This is a genomic window from Massilia sp. Dwa41.01b, assembly GCF_014171775.1.
Taxonomy (GTDB): Bacteria; Pseudomonadota; Gammaproteobacteria; order Burkholderiales; family Burkholderiaceae_D; genus Telluria.
In genome coordinates, this window is sequence record NZ_CP050454.1 from 1,172,745 (window position 1) to 1,195,093 (window position 22,349).

Genomic DNA, 22,349 nt, shown 5'->3' on the forward strand with positions numbered 1-22,349 from the left:
GTGATTAGTCGAGCCCGCGGTCGAGAATGTTTGCCGCCTGTGCGGCCAGCTTCACATGGTCGTCGAGACGTCGACGAAGCAAGTCTGTGTTATGGCAGCGCACCGGATGCTCGAGTGCCGCGACCAGGTATTGTGTAATCGCGAGCTTGTGCTCGTAGATTGACAGCTGGCCATACAGAGCGTGTGCGTGCCACTTGAGATGGTGGTCCCAAAAGCGCATGACGCCTTCCGGCACCCTCGTCTTGGCGTTGCGAATGTCGATCTTCTCCAACGCCGTAATGACGTTGCCGCGGTCGTTGGGCTGCCCTTGCCAGTAGGGCCGGTAACGCGTCGGATGGCACAACTGGTGGCACACGGCGGCCAGCGCAGCGAGCATGGACGTAGGCTGGAGCGGTGCGTCGCTGGCGAGAGCGCGAAGACCGTCCGCGCGGCCGAACGCGACCCATATCTCGAGTAGATTCAGCGCCAACGGAATAGCCTTAACGTAGTGCACGGCCCGGATTTCGTGGCCCAGGTAGTCCGACAAAATGGTGATGAAAGTTTCTGCATTTGCGTGTGCAAACGCCACGAACATCGAGAGCGGCAGTTTTGGATAGCGTGCACTGTCTCCGGTGCGAGCGCGTACGGCCCCATCGAGGATGGCCAGTTTCCCGGTGGGTGGTTTGACTTTGACCGTCGGCGTCATCTTCTCGGTCAACTCGCGCTGCGCCTGAGCATAGTTAAGAAATTCCAGTCCATGGCAATGCAGGCAAAGTTGCTCGTCAAGTGGGACGAACGCGGGCTTGGCTTCGATATCGTCGGTGGTCGCCTGGCGGGCGAGCATATCGCGCACCAGCGCCAGCATTTTTTCGAGGCGCGCGAAGTCGCCACCCGAGCGCTGGGCCGCGGCACTGAACAAGGCGTTCTCTATCTTGTCAACCTTCTCTCGCAACGCGATGTACAAGTCTTCGATCTCTTCGCGCCTTTCCGCCGGCAGTTCGACCGCCAGCTGCGTAATCAGATCAGCGAGCAAAGCGGTCCCGGCAACGGCCTTCTCATCCTTGACCGGGTAGGAAGTAGCCACTTCGAACGACGCCGCGTTATCGTCGCCAGGAGGAGTCAGGAACGCAAACAACTGAACCGGGCTTGCTGCGTTCATCTGGTAAAGCAGCTTGAGCACTTTCAAGGTCTTGCGCGCATCCTGCTCCATGTAGTCGCCTAGCGCGTGTCCAGTGAGGACCGGAACCTTTTTGCGGGCGTCTCTAAAGAAGTTCTCCGGACCGGTTGTCCTGCAGTTCTCGTCCGGCTCCAGTTCGTTCTTGAGCGCGCCGATGGTGGCCGGCGACGACGAATTCATATTGCCCAGGTCGAAATCGCCTGGGAACATGCGAGTGCGTTCGTCCTCGGTGAGGTGATCCAGCAGGAACTGCAGCACGCTTGACGACTTGCGACCGACGATTCGGCCGATACGATGCTCGGCGTACTCTCTGCCGAGCATATACTCGCGACAGAGGCCTTTGTCCTTGAGGTGAGGCAGCTTGGCGATCTGATACAGCAGCATTGATTTCATGGCATTTGACTGCATGGCTTCCCTTCTTGAGTTCGGAATTCCCGGGTAAAGTCCAGGACTGAATTCAGGATGCCAGAACGATCCTTACGCTCAAACGGGATTTTTTTTAACAGGGACAGGGTGATGTGTTCGCTGTAGTGTGAGCGCAGCTTTGGCTGGCGAGCTGTCCGGTAGGTTTAGGCGCTTTTTCTATCTCTTCTCACGCGCTCTGCAGCACTTCTTCTCATAAACTCCGCAGTTTGCCACTACGTGCTAAGCCAGCTTGGGGTGTTCGGTCAGGAAAAGACAGCCTGTTACCGGCTCGAGACCAGCGGCAAGTAGGGGGCGTGCGGACGAACATCCGGCCTGACTCAAATTAACCGGTCCTTTTTTTGTCGGTGCCGTGTCCACCGGATTGCCGACGGCGGTGACGGCGCCATTGGCGTCACGGTACACCGACCGCGCAGATCTCGAAGACAAAAAGATCGCCGGGCCCGAATTGCGTGCTGGCCAAGAAGGCGAAATACTCACGCGTGCCGTCGGCGTCGAATCGGAAGCCTGTCAACGCAGTCCTTGCATATCCTATGCGGCTTTTTATCCAGACACGAAGGAAACACAGATGAAAAGAAGTATTGCAGCACTATCGGTACTGTGCGCGACCTCGGGCGGCGCATGGGCGCAATCGAGCGTTGCGGTCTACGTCCTGGTCGACGTGGCCCTAGTCCGAGAAAGCGGCGGCACGGCCAGCTCGGTCACGAAGATCAGCAGCGGCGTTAGCACCGGCTCGCGCCTGGGTTCAAGGGCACCGAGGACACCGGTAACGGCATGTTGGCGCTGTTCCTGCTGGAGAGTGGCTTCCAGGCCGATGCCGGGGTCATGGGGCAGGGTGGGCTGCTGTTCGGCCGCAAGGCCTACGTTGGCCCGCAGGGCGGCTTCGGCATGGTGACGCTGGAACGCTAGTACACGCCGCAATACTTGGCGGTGGCCGCGCTTGATCCCTTCGGCTCTGGCTACGCGGGTGACAGCAAGAACTTGATGATCCCGACCGACAACGGCCCCGGCCGCATGGACAATACCATCAAGTACACTTCGCCAGCGGTATCGGGCGTCATCGCCGAAGTGGTGTATGCGCCTGGCGAGGTGGTAAACGACAACAAAGCGGGGCGTCAGTTCGGCCGCGGCCTGAGCTATCGCAACGGTCCGTTGATGCTGCGCGTTGGCTACCACAACAACGATACCGCGACCCTGAAAAACACCGGAAACGCGCGCAACCTCGTAGTCGGAGGCACCTACGACATCGGCAGCAACCGGGTGCACCTCGCCTACGCCATCAACAAGGGTTTGAACAGCGCGATGCCGCGCAATACAGCCAATCCCTTCGGCTACGCGACACTACCCGTTTTTTCGACCGACAGCTGTGATGTGCTGGTCGGCCTGACCGTGCCGTACGGCGCGCACACACTGATGGCTTCCTGGATCGGCAGGAACGACCGCACCCGCTTCAATCAGGACGCGCACCAGTTCGCTCTCGGCTAAAAGTACAACCTCTCGAAGCGCACCGACCTGTATGCGGTGTACGGACACATGACCAACAAGCATGGTGCCGGTTATACGGTCGCCAGCGCGGTCGAGAGCGGTACGGGCGACAAGGCGGTCGACTTGGGTATCCGGCACGCGTTCTAGAACTTTGTCACGGATGTGCAGCGGATGCGGTCAAGGTCCGGTGTAAACCTGACTTTGTATTTTCCGCAAGCGCCTGCTGAAGGATCTCGGGCTGACCTTCGCCAGTATTTCCTGTAGTACGAAAAATAATCAAGCTGCCCCAACCTGGCAACCATATCGAAGCCGGTTGGCGGCAGTGATAAACACTTAACTTACGACTTCTTCGATGTCGCCATCATCTGGTCGTTCATAATAGTCGTGATCGACCGCTGCGGAGATGTCCAGCGCCATGTCCGCTGCTAAGCAGACTCTGCCAGCTTTTTTTATACGGATTACACCACTGAACCGGATTTTATCGCCGGAAAACATCCTATCGGGGTCTTGATCCATATCGATCACCCCACTCACTGGCACAGCCCATGCTGACACTGCATCTCTCAGGGCTTCTGGATCACTAGCGAGTTCTGCAAACGCCTCGGAAAAATAGGCGTTCGTCTCGGCGGAGGCTGTGTTGACTGCTTCGTCGTGGAAGATTTCCTCGTCAATAAAACCGGACAATACGTCCTCGAAAAAATCGTCAGTGTTCCTGAACACTCGTGGAGCAGTGTTTTGACTTTCAATGCCCACGATAATCGCATCAATAATTTTCCCTAAGTAGCCATAAACTGCTAGGTCTTTCGCACGATTGGCGATGCACTCATCGTCGAGGATCAAATATGCCGCGCCATCTACTCCAGGATTTTCTTCAAATGATGCTAGGAGGGCTGCCAGACTGTTATAGCCAAGAGCGGCTGCGACTAGCTGCTGGATATGACCGAGCGAAACGGTCATGAACGACGCGGCAAGCTCGGTACGCGCGACGTAAGCGATACTACGGAAACTCATTGCAATTCTCCATTGCTGCGGTCGGAAGTCGAACGATTACGCATCCCCGCAGTGGAAAATCCAATGGTTGAGGAAGGCTTTCAGATATTGCACAGATGGGTCACTACTTGCCTTGATTGAGCCGTTCGCAACTCGGGCGGGCGCCACTGAGACGAATGTACACCTAACCTTTGCAGATTGCAACTAGAAGCGATCACGACAGCCAAGCCAAGTTGGCTTCCCCCTGTTCTGGGCGCCAAGGAGGAGTTCGATCCAAAGGAGCTTGCTCTTAACGACGCAACGCGTGAAGAGCGCCGTTCAGTGGCCGAAGACTTGGCAGCGGTAGCGAACTCATTTGATCAGTTAGTGCAGCATTGCAACGAAACAGAGAAGGCAACAGGGATCCGACCACAAATAGTCGTGACAGATCACGTTGATCATCCGAAGTTTCAATCCGGCACAAGATTGGTTCTCTTGTGCGTGCTAGGTGGCGCAAAAAGGGTGCTGGGTTCATCGCCTTCGGTGAACTTCAAACAACCCAGCGTAAATCTCGTCAATAATCTATCCTTACGGCAACCGAGAGTCTTTAATAAAGTAGCAATATTTCTGCGGTGGTATCTACTGTGGCGTAATAGCAAACTAGCGTAGCAATAGCACACATCCGGAAACACGCATCTAACTTCCTCTCATGGGTGCGCTTCGTTTTTTGGAATGTCGTAATATCCTCAATCTTGCACCTATGCCCAACAACTTGAGGAACGACATGAATGCGAATTGGAGGCCGGTATTCGCCGGTGCTGATGGCGATCGTCCGTTTAAATTGCAGGAGTATAACGATGGCGGTGATCGCGCCTTAAAAGTCGTAACAACCTATGGCAAGGACGAGATCCTGGGCGACGGCGTGGCCACGATTGGGCTACCTGTATCAGCCGACGAAGAAATGCACATAGATGCCCAGACACCAGAAGAGCTTCATGCAAAACTGCTTGAAAATGGGTTTAGCGAGATAGTTGCTGCGCAAATTGTTCGGCATGCGCGTCTGCCATCATCTGATCAGAACGACAGGAATTAGATCCTGATTGCACTTGCCAGTAGCACCTCGTTCGGCGCACGCAGATTCAGCTGGGCATCTCCATTTCGTAGGAACGTGGCACAGTCACCCAATGGGAGGTAAGCACTCTGAGCTGGACCGTGAAACACTTGCACGTCTGTGTATCAACAGTCCCGGCTTGCCTATGGTTTCGCTTGTCTGGACTCCTCACGGCCTGATTGGCGAGTTAGGGATGTGGTGATCCTCAGGGCCTAAGAGGAACCGCGCCGCGATATTTGCACGTTAACGGGCAGGTGCGGCGACGACACCGCGTAGTAAGCTAGAAGGGGGCGTGTAGTAACAGGCGCCGAGCGCAATTTGATCGACGGGGGATGCGGGAAGGAGGGGGTGGGAGCTATGTTTTCACATAGCTCCCGGGCACTACCCCTTTAGGTCACCGACGCAGCAGATACACGGCGCCAACAATTAGCACAAAGGCTAAAACGGGAGCGACACCCGAATGAGTAAGTAACAAAAAGCCACTTCCTACTTCGAGCATCACATGACCGAAAGGTGCTGGAGCCGTTGATGTAGTATTGGACATGTCCAATCTCCTTCAACATTGCCACCGGTCTCTTGAACGAGCCGGGCGGTGGCGTCCAGACTTTGCTGCCTATTTCTCTTACGCCAATCGTCAAGCGAAGGCCCAGTATGGAGTTGGCGGCAGCAACCCGACTGGCAGGTTACAGGCACCGCTAATTAGCGCCTGCTGTTCTTAACACTATCTAACGATCTTAACCGCAAGCGCCATAACGCGCAAATAGATTTCGAGCTTTAACGCTACCGTAGGTGCTAATCGACAGCGAACAGTTTCATTCGACTCTGTCACTGTCGGTAAAGACTGCCTCAACTGTTTGCCCAGACAGTAGCGCTACCGCGAACTACGTCACATCGCTACAAGTTCACCGCGAAGTTTTCGGAGACATACGAAGTACTCTGAGAACCTGCAGTCGCCCGCCGCCGCCAAGCAAGTTGTAGGAACTCACCATACCTGCAGTGGCTTCCTGTTCGAACCATGGTACTTCTCAGGTATCTCGCAGTACTTTTTCTCATAAAACTTCGCAATTTTTGAGTGCAGACGGCACAAAGCGTCCAATCTGGCAATGAGGAGCAATCTTCGTAGATTGTTTCCGTACGAGGGCTCGCAGGATGATCCAGAGAGATGAGCTGCTAAAAGCGGCCAAGGGCTTCGAGGAGAAGTGTTTGGGACCATGATATCAGTCCGTCTACAAACGCGGGCGTCATCTTAGCGCCTGGTCCGGTTCGGGTTGTGGTAGACGCCGTCTACTACGACTCACCCTGCGGGAGCGCCGCCTGCGCTAGGCCCCTCCGACTCCACACTATTCCGTGTCAGCGTTGCCATCATCGCCTCAGGAACGAGCATGTGATATGGCAGTTCATCCGAGTGCTCGTACTCGAGCACTCCCTCTGTGACACCCCAGAATCCGTCAACAGGGGTGAATCGTGGAGCGAGATTCTGCACTAGTTCTGAAAGCGGCTCGATCCACTCTGAAGGGGGCTTAATCGGATCAACGACTGAGAACAATTGTTCCAGAGCTTGCGATACTAGATTCGCTTCACCCCTGATGCTCAACGTCACCATGAGATCACCGAATGGCCATGTCAGCGAAATCGCCACTTTCTGCAAATTCAGTGTGAGAATGTCCTGGGGCAAGGCATTCGCGATGCCTGCGACAACTCCCATCATCATTTTAGGAAAATCGTCGTCTGCCCCGAAACCCATTCGCGCGAGATTGAGGACGCCATCTGTTGCTCCCACGGCGGGCACGTGGGAAATATCAATCTGTGTTCGTAGAAACGCGTCAACGGCCTCACATCCGGTCTCTACTGTTGGAAGTCGCCCTAGCCCAGGAATTGTCGCCCAGTTGTATCCAAGGGCGAAGCGCTCGTCTATAGTATTTCTCGCGAGGCTGATAAACGATGCGAGATCCGCTTCATCGGCAACCTCCGCGGTCGCTGCCGGGAGCGTGGGGGAAGCTTCAAATTCTTCGCTTGGAACTCCAAGGTACTCTGGGACAAGTGGATTACCTCGGAAGTAGTCGCTCATAAGGCGCTTCCAACGCTCGACAGGAAGCGGTCCGTCGAAACGAAAAAGCTTCGTGTATTCCGAATGTTTGCCAGCGCGATCGATTTGTGCATCGATCCGCTCAAAGTACGCCTCTGCCCGGTAGGCACGGATGGCACCATCGAAGTGTGTGATCGCCAATGCAGCAGGTGAAAATTCAGCATGTGTGTATCGACAGCCGTACATATCTTCGTCTAGTCCGCCTGAAGTATTCTCGATAAGTTCCTCAACTTCAGACGTTCGGAAAAAGACCAGCTTGCCGTCTACGTCTCGCGTCTCGCGTCTCGGGAGACTTCCACCAGAAGTGAGTCCTGTCAACACCCATTGGTAGCCAGGAAGATGTTGCTGTCCTTTGTACGCAGTAGGAAGCCGTACAGCCTGAATGTCATCGTCGAGGGCGCGCGCGATAAACTGCTGTGGTTTATGCTGAGTAAGCAGCTTACCTGTGCCCGTTTTATACGTGATCCCAAGGGTTGCCATGGATCCAGCTGTGGTAATTGGGGCTGATGGATTGTCGAGATACCGATCCACAACGCTGAGCCCCCGGAGGCGCATTTTCGAAATTAAGCAGCGTCTGCTCACGTGTTAGCGCTCATTACCTAGCCTTCGGGACCCAAGTGGTCATTCCAGCTTAGACGCTCAAATCATCATGGCAAGAACATTTTCATAAAAGCTGACCGAAAGCTGAACCTTTCTGGACAAGCATACTGAAAAACCCAATACTTGCTTCAGGAGCAACACTCGCGTACACTGAGCCATTCTGATAGTCCGCTTTCGGCCCATTAATTAGACATCTCCAAATGCCTCTTCCCATTCTCGACCACATGATTAGGCGCCAGAGCCCCGTTGTTGGGATGGACGCCGAGGATTTTTCGGATGTAGTGCTCTTTCGGGAGAGAGTAGAGAAACTGGCGAGCGCTCAAAGGAAGTACCAAGGAATTCCGATCTCCCGAACTACGCCCACCGAGAAGCCCGATGAATTCACATTCGAGGCTAACACTCCTGATGTAGAAGAGGTCGCGAGCCTAGCTCGGAACTTCAGATTCTTCTATGCCGACAAAGAGCCGACGCAGTTCCAAAAGATTCTGACGAAGGTGCGGCGACGCACTCAAGATGAATGGGCCGGCGGATACATGGATTGGTTGGCCGGCCAATACAAAGAGGCAATGAAGGCCACGCAGGTATCCGCTAATCTAGGTCATCCAGTTTCAAACAGAAGAATGATCGATCTCTGGTTTAACTCTGAGTTCTTTCACTCGGAGAAATCAAAGAAACAGGAGTTGGTAGATATACATACAGCCATCGGCGAAATGCCCTCACTATTCCAACTGTATGTCGCTATCGCACGCTGCTCTTCTTTCGTTAAAAATCTATATGCAGTGGTCCATGCCTTGGACGTTGGACACCAGTTCGTCTATACGCCTAATCACCATTTTGGACGGGCAAAATCGAAAGGGGAGAGCGATGTCTAATCCTTCCATTAGAGACGACACTTAACTACGAACCGTCTGCACAACGATTTTATGAGTGTGCCGTGTCGAACAATTGCATGCGCAGCCGATAGCAGACCTAAGTCAGCGGTACGAGCTGATATACACCATTGCTTCTTCATGCGGAAGTCGCCAAGATTCTTGCCGCTTGCCGCTTGCCGCTTGCCGCTTGCCAGCGCTTCGGCGATCTACCTCGGCTGACCACCGCGGCCGGTCCAGGTGTGGGAGGATACGGCTACAGTGAGCTGCGCGTTTGAGAGACCTACTCGTGTGGTTTTTGCCCATGCGATCACCGAAGGCAGGATACTTGGATAGCGTTGTATCGATCCTTGGACAGCGGCCAGCGTCAGCCTACCAAACCATATTTACGGATCACTTGGTCCAGTCCCAAATAACCCATCCTGCGGCTTGCATCAGCGGTAGTGATGCTTCAGGTGCCCGGTCAGCGTGGATCGCTATGGCTACCATGCCGGTCGCTCTCGTCACCGCAACAAAGATGTTGTGGAGTTGTGCCTTACGTACCGGGTCAGTCACCATATTTGCAGCCTCTTGTCCTAGAAGGTAGGGGATTAGTTCACTGAGGTCGTAGCGCTTGTTGACACATGACTCGAGCACCAGCGTCGCTAGATGCGTTTCGCCCTTGACGCCTGCAATCGTCGACAGATGAAGGTCAAAAGACTTGCCGTAGGCATCAATGCGCAGGGTGTTAGCCCCGCCAGGCCGTACAGCAAGTGGGGCCCTATCGTCGGCTTCAAACTCCGTCTCAGCGACGTTTGGCACCTGCGCATCCAACTCGATAAGGGGCTCGAGTCCCGTCAACAGTCGTTCTAGCGAGGTATCCCAAAGCTCCTGCGTTTCGGTGGCGTACTGGCCTTCGACGATGTCGAGCACGACGCGGTTCACGGCCTGCAGGGCTTGCGAGTCTTGATGGAGGTCCCTCCGCAACTGGGACCAACCAACCAAATCGCGAAGATCGGGGCGCCCGCAGTGTCTCAATAGCTTCAACACGGCAAGTCGCGCGCTGCCGGTACGCTTCGTTACATCCCCAGCGGTGTACTCGACTGTGCCTGCCTCACGGACGAGCCTGCAGATCGTTGATCGAGCGCCCGCAGGGCGGCTCGCGTCAATGACAAAGTCCGGCACATAGTCCTTGATGTGCCTCCCGACAGGCTGTTGCGCATTGCCTTCGCGCTTGACGCCACAGACTGCCTTGATCGGCCGTGAAGCTAGCTCGTTGGGAGCGAAGTTTTCGGCGGCCCATGTGCCAAACCGTTGAACCACGCTCTGTATCGTTGCGTCCGAATACAGGATCAGTGCAGGCTGCGCAACTGCTCTACCGCCACTGCCTTCTATGTGTCCGCCCACAAGCTTCAAGCGATTGGCTACATCCGCAATTAGGGGACCGAAGCGCAGGCTGGACGAAACCTCAAAGAACCCCGGTTTTGGGAAAGCGTGCGCATGGGTCCCGGCTCCTCGGATCAGGATCGCTTGGTTGATGTCCCCAAAGCGCTGAATGATGGCGTCTCCTAGGAATGCGTTGCTGAGCACGTCCAGTTGTAGGTCACTGGTGTCCTGCATTTCATCCATAAAGACCAGCGGGAAGCGATGGGCAATAGTGTCGTCTAGGGTCGGAGCATACTTCAGCGCCCTTTCTGCGAACGCAAACATGTCGTCATAACAGAGCCAACCATCCTTGGTAAGGCGGTTTTTAATCCGCTTGAGGGCATCGATGGTTTTGCCATTCGCAGGAAGTGCTGTCCGTGCGCTTGTGGTCAACGTCAGTTCGGGGCCACTGAATCGAATTCCTCGAATCGCGCTCGAACGCTCCCACTGAAATTTTTGTGGGAAAAGCCACCCTTTAACATCTACGTCCTTCTTTGCCAAGCTTAAAAATCTATCTCCGTACGCATCGTCATCAATCTCTTTTAGCTCGACTCCCCTCGCTCTAAGCCAAGGGATTGCCAAGTATTTGTTGATGAAGGTCTGGATGGTTCCGATGTAATGTGGGTAGGCCAGAAGTGCCTCGCCGCCAGGAAGGCTCAGAAGCCGTTGTTCGATTTCCTGCTTAGCCACGTTAGTGTGACTGAGAATACAGATTCCGCGATTCGCGTAAGGCCACTTTCGCGATAATAAGGCGAGTTTTGCCCCGAGCAGCGTTGTTTTTCCACTCCCAGGAACCGCCTGAAAATCTGCCGACTCCATGTGAAGCAAAGCCCTGATTTGGTCATCGCGATCAAATGACAGCTGGGGAAACCATTTGCCTAACTGCTTTAGGTCCTCAACATTTAACTGCACTGGCATCAGAGCGGCTCCAAGTGTGGCATAAGATGATTGAAGGTATTCGCTAAATAAGGCGGAAGCTTGTTGAAGAGCTCTTCACCCTTGCCACAATGCCCATTCCTGAGAAGTTCGGCCGCATATTGTGCTGAGATTGCTTTCGACAATCCATCTGCGAGCAGCTCGTACGCGTCGATGGCTATTGCTTCGTTTGCGCCTAGAGCTTCATCTTGTTCTTCGAGAAACTCCTTTGCCTCTTTCATGGTTTTGGCGCGTACTTCGGCTGTTAGTATTCCGTCCGAATTTTCGGCATCAGCGAGTTGGATTCCGGTGAACATCGCATCTCTGCAGCCAGAGGTCAAAAGGTCATATTCCAACGTCCACTTGTCGGAAACGAACACTTTCGTGTTCCCGCCTGCTGCTCGATCCACGCGCGCTTTGACGTGAGCTGCAGCCTCTTCACGTGAGAAGTCTGCTTCCTTCCGATTGCTGTGCTTCTTTCGTCCCTTCGGCAAGGCGACACCGGCTTTCTCCTTGTCCAATCGTCCTTGGACGTAGGCTACGCCATCTGGAACAATGTCCCGGTCGGTGACGCAAGCCACTGGAATCGGAACATGTGCACCTGTGAGGCTCTGAAAGATTCGGGCATATCGAAACAACCCCACTGATCCGACATTCACGACGGAAATACCGTTGGCCGTGAAAGAGCGACCGCAGGCCTCGGCAAGAGCCGGCAGCAAAAGCTCTTCTGCAGGTCCTTCGACGATCAGCACACCTCGCGCGAAAAACAGATTGGCTTTAGTCACGTCCAGGAACCTGGACAGGTACTTATAGTCGCTGTCATCAAGCTTTGTTTCATTCTTGCGCAAAGGAAAAGTTTTGCCTTTGCAGACGAGAATGACGTTCTCCACCGGAGCGCTAGCCGCGATATTCGGGCTGTGCGTGCTCAGGACGATTTGGATACCGTCTTTGGCGGCTCTCGAAGAGAGCATTTCCAGCACACGAGCTTGAAGTTGAGGATGGAGATGGGCTTCCGGCTCTTCAATAAGAAGGAGCGCGAGTTCCATGCCCGTGCCGAGCAAGAGCAGCTCGGTGGCCATGAACAGTACGTTGTTGTAGCCCAGACCCCGCTCGCAGGCCTCCGCATTGCCAACAGGTGAGGGGGCATCTAGGGTGAGCTCCATCTTTTCCAGCAATTGCACGAGAGAGGGCTCGGAGGCCATCTGGATGTCAGACAGCAGAGGTGCATCTTCAAAGCTCAACTCATTGAGATAGCTCTTGTTGAGCTTATCCCTGACATCCTTGATGATCGGGAACCCACTGATACGGTGCTGAGCTTGTGCCATGACCTCGACGAGGGTGTTAGGAATCACGTCGGGGTTCTTAGGATCAAATTTGTTGATCCCATGGTTTTTCATGGCCTTTTGAGCCCGGAGCACTTGGGAAAGCCTCGAGCCCTTCTTGGGGCGAAGCTCGGATACAGCATCTCTCAATGGCTTGAGATAAGTGGCGCGAATTAGGTCTCGGGCTGCTGCTCCGATTTCCGGGCCGTGGCCGCCGGCACCTGAATTAGTACGCACTATCGGCTGCAGGCTGCGGCTCTCCGTCGTATCGGTTCGTCTACGAGCGCGAAGGTGGATGACGAGATATGGCTCTTTATCGCGCTCAATGGTGAGCCAATCGAGTAGCGCAGCTTTCTGGTCCTTGGACAGACCGCCAAACTCAACCTCGATGCTTAGCTCTTCGGCGCGAGCGTCCTTGAATACGTGAAAGTCTAGGTCGTCGATGCGCAGGTAATCGTTGCTAGTTGTGGACAGGGCGTATCGAAGGGCATCCACGATACTGCTTTTACCGGCATCATTCTCGCCAACGAGGACGTTCAGGCCTTGGTTGAGAATCAGGTTAAGGTATTTTCCATCTTTCTCTGTCCCGAATGCTCGGAAATTGCAGGCTGTAATCCGACGAACGTACATGTTCCCCCCAGTCTTTTAAGTTCCTTAGTGTAACGGAACTTCCATTAGTCTAATGAGGAAGACCCTTGCGCTAGCGACAGTCAGTCATCCTTGCATGACTGCTAGAAGATCTAAAGGCAGTTGATCGCGGATCAAGTATGGACGTCAGCAAGCATTAGGAAGCAGGCGTAGAAGGACGAAGCTTTCGCGGCTGTCTCGTTGCGAGGATCTTAGATGCGTAAGTGCACGACTCAGGGCTACATTACCGTTTGTCGAGGCGTTCCCGGGCGTTAAAGGACTGCCAGGTCGAGCGCGCAAACGTTCAGGTAAGCTGTATGCCGATCGAGCCTATAATCATGAGCACGTCCAGCTTGGCTGCGCCGACTGCAGTATGAGGCATGGCCTTCCCCCACCAGCTCGGACACTTTCGATAGGTATGATGTCCCTATCGGAGGTATTACATGGCACGTGAAAGACGGTTGTTTTCAGAAGAGTTCAAGCGAGAGGCAGTCAAGCTGGTAGGCCAGCCTGGTGCGAGCAAGGCGGCAATTGCGCGAGACCTGGGCATTGGCGCGAACCTGCTGGGACGGTGGTGCAGAGACGCCAACGTGGATGCAGAGGTCACAGGCGGGAGCGAGAAGGTCTCAAGCCAGGAATATGAGCGCATGCGGCGCGAGCTGGCCAAGGTCAAGACGGAGCGCGACATCTTAAAAAAGGCGCTCGGCTACTTCGCAGCCGACCTCAAGTGAAGTACGGCTTCATCGCCAAATATCGAACCATCTGGCCGACGCGGACGATGTGTCGTCTACTCGGCGTATCGAGCAGCGGCTTTTACGACTGGTTCGGCCGGCCAGTGAGTGCGCACGAACGCGAGAATGCGCAGCTGCTCAAGGCCATCAAGCATAGCTACGAAGCCAGCGATGGCACATATGGTTCGCCGCGCGTAGTGCGAGACCTTATCGATGCTGGCTTCGCTTGCAGCGAGAATCGCGTAGCACGGCTGATGAAAGCAGCTGGCATCAAGGCTCGGCATAAGCGTCGCCGTGCACCAGGCCAGCTTGACGCGCCGATCCACGCCATTGCGCCCAACTTGCTGGACCGGCAGTTTGAAGCGACAGGCCCGAACCAGAAATGGGCAGCTGACTTTACCTATGTATGGACTGGCGAAGGCTGGCTGTTTGTCGCTGTTGTCCTCGACCTGTACTCGCGGCGTGTAGTGGGCTGGTCGATGCAACCGACAATGACGGCACAGCTGGTAATGGATGCCCTGCTGATGGCTGTTTTCCGTCGTGGCCGTCCTCGGGCAGTGCTGCATCATTCCGACCAAGGCTCCCAATACACCAGCGAAGACTTTCAGCGCTTGCTCGAGTCTCACGGCATCGTTTGCAGCATGAGCCGTCGTGGCAACTGCTGGGACAACGCTGCAATGGAAAGCTTCTTCTCGACGCTCAAGACCGAGCGCCTGAGCAAAAAGCACTACCGGACCCGAGATGATTTACGCGCTGACGTGTTCGACTATATCGAAAGGTTCTACAATCCACGCCGGCGTCATTCCACTATCGGCTACATCAGCCCGGTACAGTTTGAAAATCTAAAATGCGCCTAACGGAAGTGTCCGTGACGATGAGGGAAGGCCAGCAGTAGCTTTACGTCAGATAGAGGTAGAGCTACTGCGAACTACGTGAGAACGCTGCGAATTCGCTGCGAAGTTTTCTGAGACGCTGCGAAGTATTCTGAGAACCTACAAGTGTTGTTTAGACCACCGAACCGAGCTTGAAGATCGGCAGGTACATCGCCACCACCAGGCCGCCGATCAGCACGCCCAGGATGACCATGATCATCGGTTCCATCAGCGAGGAGAGGGCGGCGACGGCTTCGTCGACCTCGTCTTCGAAGAAGTCGGCGACCTTGCCCAGCATGCTGTCGAGCGCGCCGGATTCCTCGCCGATCGCCACCATCTGGGTCACCATGCTGGGGAAGACGTTCGAGTTCTGCATGGCCACGGTCAGGCTGGTACCGGTCGACACTTCGGTCTGGATGCGGCGGGTGGCGTCGAGGTAGACGGCATTGCCGGAGGCCCCGCCCACCGAATCGAGCGCCTCGACCAGCGGCACGCCGGCGGCGAACATGGTCGCCAGCGTACGGGTCCAGCGGGCAATGGTGGCCTTGCGGATCACGTCGCCGAAGACCGGCACGCGCAGCAGCAGGCGGTCCATGGTCTGCTGCATCTTGAGCGAGCGGCGCCAGGACTGGAAGAAGAAGTAGATGGCGGCGGCAATGCCGGGGAAGATCAGCCAGGCCCATTCGACGAAAAATTCCGACATGCCCATCACGATCAGGGTCGGCCCCGGGAGGTCGGCGCCGAAACTGGTGAACACCGATTTGAAGGCCGGCACCACCCAGATCATGATCACGGCCACGACGATGAAGGCGACGGCGAGAATGGCGATCGGGTAGGTCATGGCCGACTTGATCTTGGCCTTCAGCGCCAGCGTCTTTTCCTTGTAGATCGCCAGGCGGTGCAGCAGGTCTTCCAGGATACCGGCCTGTTCGCCGGCGCCGACCAGGTTGCAGAACAGCGGGTCGAAATAGCGCGGGTACTTGCGGAAAGCGTTGTTCAGGCTGGTACCGGTCTCGATATCGCCGCGGATGTCGAGCAGGAGCTTGGACATCGACGGATTCGCGTGGCCCTTGCCGACGATATCGAAAGCCTGCAGCAGCGGCACGCCGGCTTTCATCATCGTTGCCAGCTGGCGCGTGAACATGGTCAGGTCCTTGTCGGTGATCTTCTTGCCGGAGCGGTAGATCTTCTTCTTGACCTTGGTGACCATGATGCCCTGGCGGCGCAGGGTCACGTTGACGATCGCCTCGCCGCCGGCACGCAGTTCGCCACGGACGGTCTTGCCGGACTTGTCCTTGCCTTCCCAGGCGTAGACCGCTTCCTTGACTTGGGCACCGCCGCGGGCGCGGGTGGTGAGGGATGTTGCCATAGTAATCCTGTCAGTCGCTTATCTAGTCACTACTCGTTGGTACAGCCAAATACTTCCTCGATACTCGTCAGCCCCTGTTTCACCTTCATCAGGCCCGAGCGGCGCAGCGAGTTGACGCCGTCCTTCTCGGCCTGCTCGGCGATCTGCATCGAGTTGCCGTTCGCGAGGATCAGCGCCTCGATTGCCTCGCTGATCGGCATGATCTGGTAGATGCCGACGCGGCCCTTGTAGCCGGAGCCGAGGCAGCGTTCGCAGCCCACCGGGCCGTAGGGCTTCCAGTCGCCTTCCAGGTCGCTCTCGCGGTAGCCGGCGGCCAGCAGCGCTTCGGGTTCCATCTCGACCGGCTGCTTGCAGGTGCACAGGCGCCGTGCCAGGCGCTGCGCGGTGATCAGGATCACCGAGGAAGCGATGTTGAAGGGGGCCACGCCCATGTTCATCAGGCGCGTCAGGGTCGAGGGCGCATCGTTCGTGTGCAGGGTGGAGAACACCATGTGGCCGGTCTGCGCGGCCTTGATCGCGATGTCGGCCGTTTCCAGGTCGCGGATCTCGCCGACCATGATGATGTCGGGATCCTGGCGCAGGAAGGACTTCAGCGCCACCGGGAAGGTGAGGCCGGCCTTGTCGTTGACGTTGACCTGGTTCACGCCGGGCAGGTTGATCTCGGCCGGGTCTTCCGCGGTCGAGATATTGATGCCCGGCTTGTTCAGCACGTTCAGGCAGCTGTACAGCGAGACGGTCTTGCCCGAGCCGGTCGGCCCGGTCACCAGCACCATGCCGTAAGGGCGCGAGATCGCGTCGAGCAGCAGGGCCTTCTGGTCGGGGTCGTAGCCGAGCGCGTCGATGCCCATCTGGGCCTGGGTCGCGTCGAGGATACGCATGACCGTCTTTTCGCCGAACAGCGTGGGCAGGGTGCTGACGCGAAAGTCGATGGTGCGCGTGGCTGAGAGGATCAGGCGCATGCGCCCGTCCTGCGGCACGCGCTTTTCCGAGATGTCGAGCTTGGCCAGCACCTTGATGCGCGAGACCAGCTTGTCGCGGATCGACAGCGGCGGCATCGCATGGTCGCGCAGCACGCCGTCGACCCGCAAGCGGATGCGGTAGAACTTCTCGAAAGGCTCGAAATGGATGTCGGAAGCGCCCAGCTGCACCGCGTCCAGCAGGATTTTGTTGAGGAAGCGCACGATCGGCGCGTCTTCGACATCGTTGGTGGACTCCACCGGTACCGCGCTTTGCTCTTCCTCGGCGAATTCGATGTCGTTGTCGTCGCCGGCCAGGTCGCCCAGACTCTCGTCGGCGGACTTGGTCAGGCTCGACAGGAGCGCCAGCAGGGCGTCGTGGGCCACGATCACCGGCTCCACTGCCGCTTCGCTCTGGAACTTGATCTGGTCCAGGCCCTGGGTATTGGTCGGATCGGAGATCGCGACCGAGAGTCGGTTGCCGCGCTTGGCCAGGGCGATCACGCGTTGCGTCGCCATCAGCTTGATGTCGATCGCGCTGGCCGGCAGCGAAGCCAGGTTGAAGTTCGACAGGTCGAGCAGCGGATAGCCGAAGGTCTCGGCGCAGAACACGGCGAGCGACTGGGCATCGATGCCGCCGCTGGCGAGGAGTGCGTCGATGAAGCTGCTGCGGTCGGCGACGGCTTTCTTTTGGCAAGCATCGGCTTGCGCCGCGCTCAAACGGCCGACCTGCACCAGCGCACGCGCCAAACCCGACATCGGTGTGCTTGAGGTCGTGTTCGGGAGGACTGCTGCCATAAGAACCGTAAAAGTAGAGGAGCGACTGAAGGCGGCGCCTGGGAATAACCGGACGCCGGACTCTTTGGATGATGCCTACAGGCATTCCTTTTGTAAAGCATTTAGGTAGCGCAAGATGCGTACACACCACGGAGACGAATATGCAAGACGCCTCAGGGACAGGATTCTGTTGGCGTTTCGCCAGCAGATGTTAGCGACGCATCAACGAGTGTGGACATCGCGATATCGATGATGCAAAAAGAATAATGGATGAGCCGGCTTGCCTTGATGGTGCGGCGCGCCGGCCATGGGGCAAAAAAAACAGCGCCCGCAGGCGCTGTTTTCCAGGAGCTGTCCTTCGATCAGCGCAGTGCCAGCGGAGCCGGGCGCGTCGCGACAGCCGGGGCGCCGCCGTGTTCGGCCAGCTTGAACACCGACAGGGCGCCGGTCAGCTGGCCGGTCTGCTCGGTCAGCGATTCGGCGGCGGCCGAGGCTTCCTCGACCAGGGCCGAGTTCTGCTGGGTCATCTCGTCCATGCTGTCGATGGCACGGCCGATGTCCTCGATGCCTTCGCTCTGGCGCTGGCCGGCTGCCGAGATCTCGGCCATGATGTCGTGCACCTTCTTGACCGAGTCGACGATCTGGCCCATGGTCACGCCGGCCTGGTCGACCAGCGCGCTGCCGGCATTGACCTTCGAGACCGAGTCGCCGATCAGTTCCTTGATTTCCTTGGCCGCCGCGGCGCTGCGCTGGGCCAGGTTGCGCACTTCGCCGGCCACGACCGCGAAACCACGGCCCTGTTCGCCGGCACGGGCCGCTTCGACCGCCGCGTTCAGCGCCAGGATGTTGGTCTGGAAGGCGATGCCATCGATGACCGAGATGATCTCGACGATCTTCTTGGCCGAGGTGTTGATGTCGCCCATGGTGCTGACGACGCCACCCACGACCTGGCCACCGCGGGTGGCAATGTCGGTCGCGCTCACCACGAGCTTGTTCGCTTCGTTGGCGTTGGCGGCGTTCTGGCGCACGGCGCCGGTCAGCTCGTCCATCGCACGGGCGGTGCGTTCCAGGCTCGCGGCCTGCGATTCGGTGCGGCCGGTCAGGTCGGCATTGCCGCTGGCGATCTCGGCGCTGGCAACGGCGATGGTCTCGGCCGAGCCCTTGATTTCGGCAACCATCGTCGCCAGGCGGGCGCGCATGTCCTTCAGCGCCACCAGCAGGCTGGCGGTATCGCTCGGTTCGGTACGGATATCCATCGCCAGGTCGCCGGCGGCCACGGCACGGGCGATTTCGCGGGCATATTCCGGCTCGCCGCCCAGCTGGTGCCAGATGGCGCGCACGACGAACCACGACACCAGTGCCAGCGCCGCCACCACCACGATGGCGGTGAAGATCATGGTCCAGAGCACGCGGCTGACGTTGTTGGCGCTGCTGACGATGCCGGCCTTGAACTGTTCCTTGGCCTTGGCCTGGGTCTTTTCCAGGTCGGCGTTCAGGGCCGCCAGCGTGCTTTGCATTTTCGGCACCACGGCTTGCGGGTCGCCTTGCTCGAGTTCGAGCATGATGCGCGCGGCCGACAGCGCCGGCGCATAGTATTCGTTGAATTCCTTCAGCAGGCGTGCGCCGTTTTCGCGCTGGCCGTCGATCTGGCCGAACTGCTGCAGGTGGGTGCGGACCTTGTTGGCCTGCTCGCCGACTTGCTCGATGCGCGCCTTGTCGCCTTCGGACACGGCGTCGCGCAGACCGTCGGTGATGTCGCCGATCTCGAGCGTGAGAGCCTTGGATGCGTCAAGCACCGGGTAGTCGGTACGCTCGGTGGAATTGATCGACTCCAGCGCGTCGTTCGCGATCATCGCGGACACGCCTACGCCGAGGCCGAAAATCAGGGTCGAAATGACCGGTAGTGCCCAGATTCTGCGCTTGATGCTCATATTTCTCGTCTCTCTCGTCTCGCTACTAACAATACACAACTGACAATGCCCGCTTTCCTACGTACTAAGCCCTGGCGGCTCATGGAGCGGCCAGGGCGGCGTTCAGGAAGCGGGCTTCCAGTCTTGTTTACGGCGCGGTGAAGACAACCTTGACGGTGGAATCGACAGCGCTTTTCTCCATATAGCCGATTGCCTTCGGATTGCCGGCAACGGCAGCCTTCACGGCGGCGCTGTTGGCCACTTGCGCGGGCATCGTGGCCTTGCCGGTGAACACCAGCTTCGACCACAGGGCCTTCGCTTGCGACGCATCCTTGTCGGTCACCTTCTTGTAGAACTCGCCACGGATGGCGGCGTCTTCAGGCTGGTCGATCGGGGTCATGCTGCTCGACTTGCCGAGGAAGAACTGGGCAACCTGGTCCTTCGACATCGAGGCTTCGGCGGCCTTCGGGTTCACCACCACCACGACTTCGGCGAATGCCGGGATCGAGGCGGACAGGGCGAGGGCTGCAACAGCCATGGTCATTGCGTTTTTCATGGCGTGCTCCTTAGAAAACGAAGTCGAGGGCGACTGCGCCGACGGTGATGTCGCGCTGGAAACCAGGCGCGGCGTTGATCAGCAGGCCGTTGCCGACGGCCGGCTTGACGCGGTCGATCTGGGCTTTCAGCGCCATCGAGTTATGGAAGTCCCAGCGCATGCCGAGCGAAGTGGTGCTCTGTTCGCCCTGGCCGGTGCCGTAGTACGGCAAGCCGGCGACGTAGCCGCGCAGCGTTGCCATGGTCGGGGTACAGGCGGCCGGGTAGCCGGCCGGGCAGGCCGCTGGCACGACGTTGGTCGGGAAGTCGTCGATCTTCAGCTTGCTCTGGATGAAGTACGGCAGGACCTTGCCGAAACGGTAGCCGCCCATCACGTACCACGAGGTGGTCGAGGTGACATAGCTGTTGTTCTTGCGCTTGGCAAATTCACTCTGGGCGACAATGTTGTTCCAGTCCATGGTCAAGCCCACCGAGGTGAACGAGCCATCCTTGTCGATCGGGGTAAGTTGATCAGCCAGCGTGTTCAGTTGTGGCATCCGGTAGCCGGTACCGGCAGCGCGCAGGTTGTTCAGCAGGTTACTCAAGTTGCTCGAACCCGTGATGGTAATCTTGGCGTCGACGCGGCTGAAGCGGGCCGTGAACGGACCATGTTCGGCCGTCAGGTTGACGCTCGTCGTATGGTTTGCCTCGGCAGTCACGCCACCGACGATCTTCGCCTGACTACGGCCGAAGCCCACGTTACCGGTAATGGTGGTGTCGCCGAAGCTCTGCTGGTAAGTCGCATCGATGCCGTCCAGGGCGCTATACGGTACTTGCGAATACATCTCGACGGGGGCGCGCAGGAAGTTGTTGGCGTAACCTACGTTGCGGAAGTCCGAAATCATGAACGTCGGCATGGCGGTACGACCAATGCGGAAGCTGAAGTGATCATTGACACGGACTTTTGCGAAGCCCAACGACAGTTCGGCACCGAAGTCGTCCTCCGCGTCGCGGCGCACGAGGCCCTGGCCGGTAAAGGACAGCCAGCTATTGACGCCGATGTCAGCCTGCAAGCCGAGGTTCGAGTCGACGCCAGTGCTTGGGGAATTCCTCTTGGCGCCGGAAGCCTGATTGGCGCGGCCAAATTCGGCCTGGTCGGTATTGCTGAAGGTCAGGGCGCCGGTGCCGAAGCCACTGATCTTGACAGTCGGTGCCGTCAATTCCTGGGCGAAGGCCGACGAGAGTGCCAGCGGCAGGGCCAGCGCGACGACGATAATCTGCTTATTCATAAGACAACCTGTAACAGATGCTGCGTTTATAAGATTTAGTTCTTGTTGTGGTACGTCAGATCGCTCGGAAGCGTGAATTGACGGAAATGATTGTATCCATGAGGCAAAAGTGCTGACAAGCAAAAGAGCACCGATTCCAGGCAAATAAGGCCAGGAGGCGGTGCTCTGTTGTGTGGCTGAAACAGTAGAATCAGTAACCGATGTTTTCTCTACAAGTTTCGATTTCGTATTGGTAAGAGATCAGTTCCACCAGTGCGTGGTCGAGCCCATCGGCGGCAGGCGCGCCTGGGTTGCCTCGTGCACGAGGCCGGCCCGCACCGCCTGTTCGGCGGTATAAATACGGGCATTGCCGAACAGGTGGGGGCGGATGTCGCACGCTTCCGGCGCGCCGCGGGTGGCCTCGTCGAAGATGCTGGCGTAGCGCTCGGCATCGAAGTCCAGGCATTCGCGCCATTCCGACACGCGCGAATGGTCGGCCGCCACCAGGTTGCCGAAGCCCCAGTGCAGCGGGTGGATCAGGAAGCGCGAGCCGGGGCAGGCATAGCGGCGCTCGCCGGCAAGGAAAATGACGACGCCCACGGATTCGACGCTGCCGATATTGAAAGTGGACAGCGGAATGGGGAGCGATTTCAGGAAGAAGTAGAGCGCAAAGCCGGCTGTCATGTTGCCGCCCTCGGAAGACATGTGCAGCTCGATTTCGCTGGCACCGCTTTGCAGGGCTTGCAGGCACATGTTGCGCACGCTGCAAGCGGAACTGGCGTTGATGGGTCCGATGAAATGAACGATATGCAAGGACATTGGCGCTCCTGTCGTGTAGGCACAGGATAACAAGTTTCGCGCGGGGGGTGCGCTCGGCAAGGCCGAGCGTCGGGGTTGCTCGGCAAGGCCGAGCGTCGGGGTTGCTCGGCAAGGCCGAGCGTCGGGGTTGCCCGGCAAGGCCGAGC

The 22,349-nt window shown here is 57.5% G+C and carries 18 protein-coding genes; 7 read left to right on the top strand and 11 right to left on the bottom strand.

Annotation, left to right across the window (positions count from 1 at the left end; genetic code table 11):
* Positions 1 to 4: 4 nt before the first annotated feature.
* On the bottom strand, positions 5 to 1,564 hold the full coding sequence (locus G4G28_RS05430; RefSeq protein WP_182991160.1) for a hypothetical protein: 1,560 nt from the start codon (positions 1,562 to 1,564) through the stop codon (positions 5 to 7).
* A 789-nt stretch (positions 1,565 to 2,353) separates the two neighbouring features.
* Here G4G28_RS05430 and G4G28_RS27995 point away from each other — a divergent pair.
* A complete protein-coding gene (locus G4G28_RS27995) occupies positions 2,354 to 2,488 on the top strand; it encodes a hypothetical protein (protein ID WP_308601819.1) in 135 nt (44 codons plus the stop codon).
* 21 nt (positions 2,489 to 2,509) lie between these two features.
* Complete coding sequence (locus tag G4G28_RS28000; RefSeq protein ID WP_308602415.1) at positions 2,510 to 3,064, top strand: porin; 555 nt, start codon at positions 2,510 to 2,512, stop codon at positions 3,062 to 3,064.
* 333 nt (positions 3,065 to 3,397) lie between these two features.
* Here G4G28_RS28000 and G4G28_RS05440 read toward each other — a convergent pair whose 3' ends face one another.
* Positions 3,398 to 4,075, bottom strand: a complete 678-nt coding sequence (locus G4G28_RS05440) for a hypothetical protein (RefSeq protein WP_182991161.1) — start codon at positions 4,073 to 4,075, stop codon at positions 3,398 to 3,400.
* A gap of 300 nt (positions 4,076 to 4,375) precedes the next feature.
* On the opposite strand from G4G28_RS05440, the gene G4G28_RS28855 reads away from it, so the two are divergent.
* The 3 genes from G4G28_RS28855 to G4G28_RS28860 all read left to right on the top strand — a co-directional run bounded on the left by G4G28_RS28855 (position 4,376) and on the right by G4G28_RS28860 (position 5,346).
* Positions 4,376 to 4,702: a hypothetical protein gene (locus G4G28_RS28855; RefSeq protein ID WP_374039793.1), complete on the top strand. Its 327-nt coding sequence runs from the start codon at positions 4,376 to 4,378 to the stop codon at positions 4,700 to 4,702.
* A gap of 115 nt (positions 4,703 to 4,817) precedes the next feature.
* Positions 4,818 to 5,126 (top strand): hypothetical protein, encoded by a 309-nt coding sequence (locus G4G28_RS05450; protein ID WP_182991163.1) that lies wholly within the window; start codon positions 4,818 to 4,820, stop codon positions 5,124 to 5,126.
* Between the two features lie 91 nt (positions 5,127 to 5,217).
* On the top strand, positions 5,218 to 5,346 hold the full coding sequence (locus G4G28_RS28860; protein WP_374011284.1) for a hypothetical protein: 129 nt from the start codon (positions 5,218 to 5,220) through the stop codon (positions 5,344 to 5,346).
* Between the two features lie 1,092 nt (positions 5,347 to 6,438).
* Here G4G28_RS28860 and G4G28_RS05460 read toward each other — a convergent pair.
* Entirely contained in the window at positions 6,439 to 7,710 is a 1,272-nt protein-coding gene (locus G4G28_RS05460) for a hypothetical protein (RefSeq protein WP_182991165.1), read from the bottom strand.
* Positions 7,711 to 8,054: 344 nt separating this feature from the next.
* Here G4G28_RS05460 and G4G28_RS05465 point away from each other — a divergent pair, with 344 nt between their 5' ends.
* Positions 8,055 to 8,702: a hypothetical protein gene (locus tag G4G28_RS05465; RefSeq protein ID WP_182991166.1), complete on the top strand. Its 648-nt coding sequence runs from the start codon at positions 8,055 to 8,057 to the stop codon at positions 8,700 to 8,702.
* Positions 8,703 to 9,092: 390 nt separating this feature from the next.
* Here G4G28_RS05465 and G4G28_RS05470 read toward each other — a convergent pair whose 3' ends face one another.
* Together G4G28_RS05470 and G4G28_RS05475 are read right to left on the bottom strand one after the other, a co-directional pair.
* Positions 9,093 to 11,021 (bottom strand): UvrD-helicase domain-containing protein, encoded by a 1,929-nt coding sequence (locus G4G28_RS05470; RefSeq protein WP_182991167.1) that lies wholly within the window; start codon positions 11,019 to 11,021, stop codon positions 9,093 to 9,095.
* Positions 11,021 to 12,970: an ATP-dependent endonuclease gene (locus G4G28_RS05475; RefSeq protein WP_182991168.1), complete on the bottom strand. Its 1,950-nt coding sequence runs from the start codon at positions 12,968 to 12,970 to the stop codon at positions 11,021 to 11,023. Before G4G28_RS05475 ends, G4G28_RS05470 begins: the two co-directional genes overlap by 1 nt.
* Before the next feature lie 440 nt (positions 12,971 to 13,410).
* On the opposite strand from G4G28_RS05475, the gene G4G28_RS05480 reads away from it, so the two are divergent.
* A protein-coding gene (locus G4G28_RS05480) for an IS3 family transposase (protein ID WP_182989678.1) occupies positions 13,411 to 14,555 on the top strand; the annotation gives its coding sequence in 2 pieces (ribosomal slippage) (positions 13,411 to 13,669 and positions 13,669 to 14,555; 1,146 coding nt in all).
* Between the two features lie 148 nt (positions 14,556 to 14,703).
* Here the strand turns inward: G4G28_RS05480 and G4G28_RS05485 are convergent.
* The 6 genes from G4G28_RS05485 to G4G28_RS05510 all read right to left on the bottom strand — a co-directional run bounded on the left by G4G28_RS05485 (position 14,704) and on the right by G4G28_RS05510 (position 22,203).
* On the bottom strand, positions 14,704 to 15,939 hold the full coding sequence (locus G4G28_RS05485; RefSeq protein WP_182991169.1) for a type II secretion system F family protein: 1,236 nt from the start codon (positions 15,937 to 15,939) through the stop codon (positions 14,704 to 14,706).
* Between the two features lie 29 nt (positions 15,940 to 15,968).
* On the bottom strand, positions 15,969 to 17,693 hold the full coding sequence (gene pilB / locus G4G28_RS05490; RefSeq protein ID WP_182991170.1) for a type IV-A pilus assembly ATPase PilB: 1,725 nt from the start codon (positions 17,691 to 17,693) through the stop codon (positions 15,969 to 15,971).
* Between the two features lie 341 nt (positions 17,694 to 18,034).
* A complete protein-coding gene (locus tag G4G28_RS05495) occupies positions 18,035 to 19,603 on the bottom strand; it encodes a methyl-accepting chemotaxis protein (RefSeq protein ID WP_183108116.1) in 1,569 nt (522 codons plus the stop codon).
* A gap of 127 nt (positions 19,604 to 19,730) precedes the next feature.
* A complete protein-coding gene (locus G4G28_RS05500; protein WP_182991172.1) occupies positions 19,731 to 20,138 on the bottom strand; it encodes a hypothetical protein in 408 nt (135 codons plus the stop codon).
* Between the two features lie 10 nt (positions 20,139 to 20,148).
* Positions 20,149 to 21,405 carry a hypothetical protein gene (locus G4G28_RS05505; protein ID WP_182991173.1) on the bottom strand — a complete coding sequence of 419 codons (1,257 nt, stop codon included), beginning with the start codon at positions 21,403 to 21,405 and terminating at the stop codon, positions 20,149 to 20,151.
* Between the two features lie 240 nt (positions 21,406 to 21,645).
* A complete protein-coding gene (locus G4G28_RS05510) occupies positions 21,646 to 22,203 on the bottom strand; it encodes a ClpP family protease (RefSeq protein WP_182991174.1) in 558 nt (185 codons plus the stop codon).
* Positions 22,204 to 22,349: the final 146 nt, after the last annotated feature.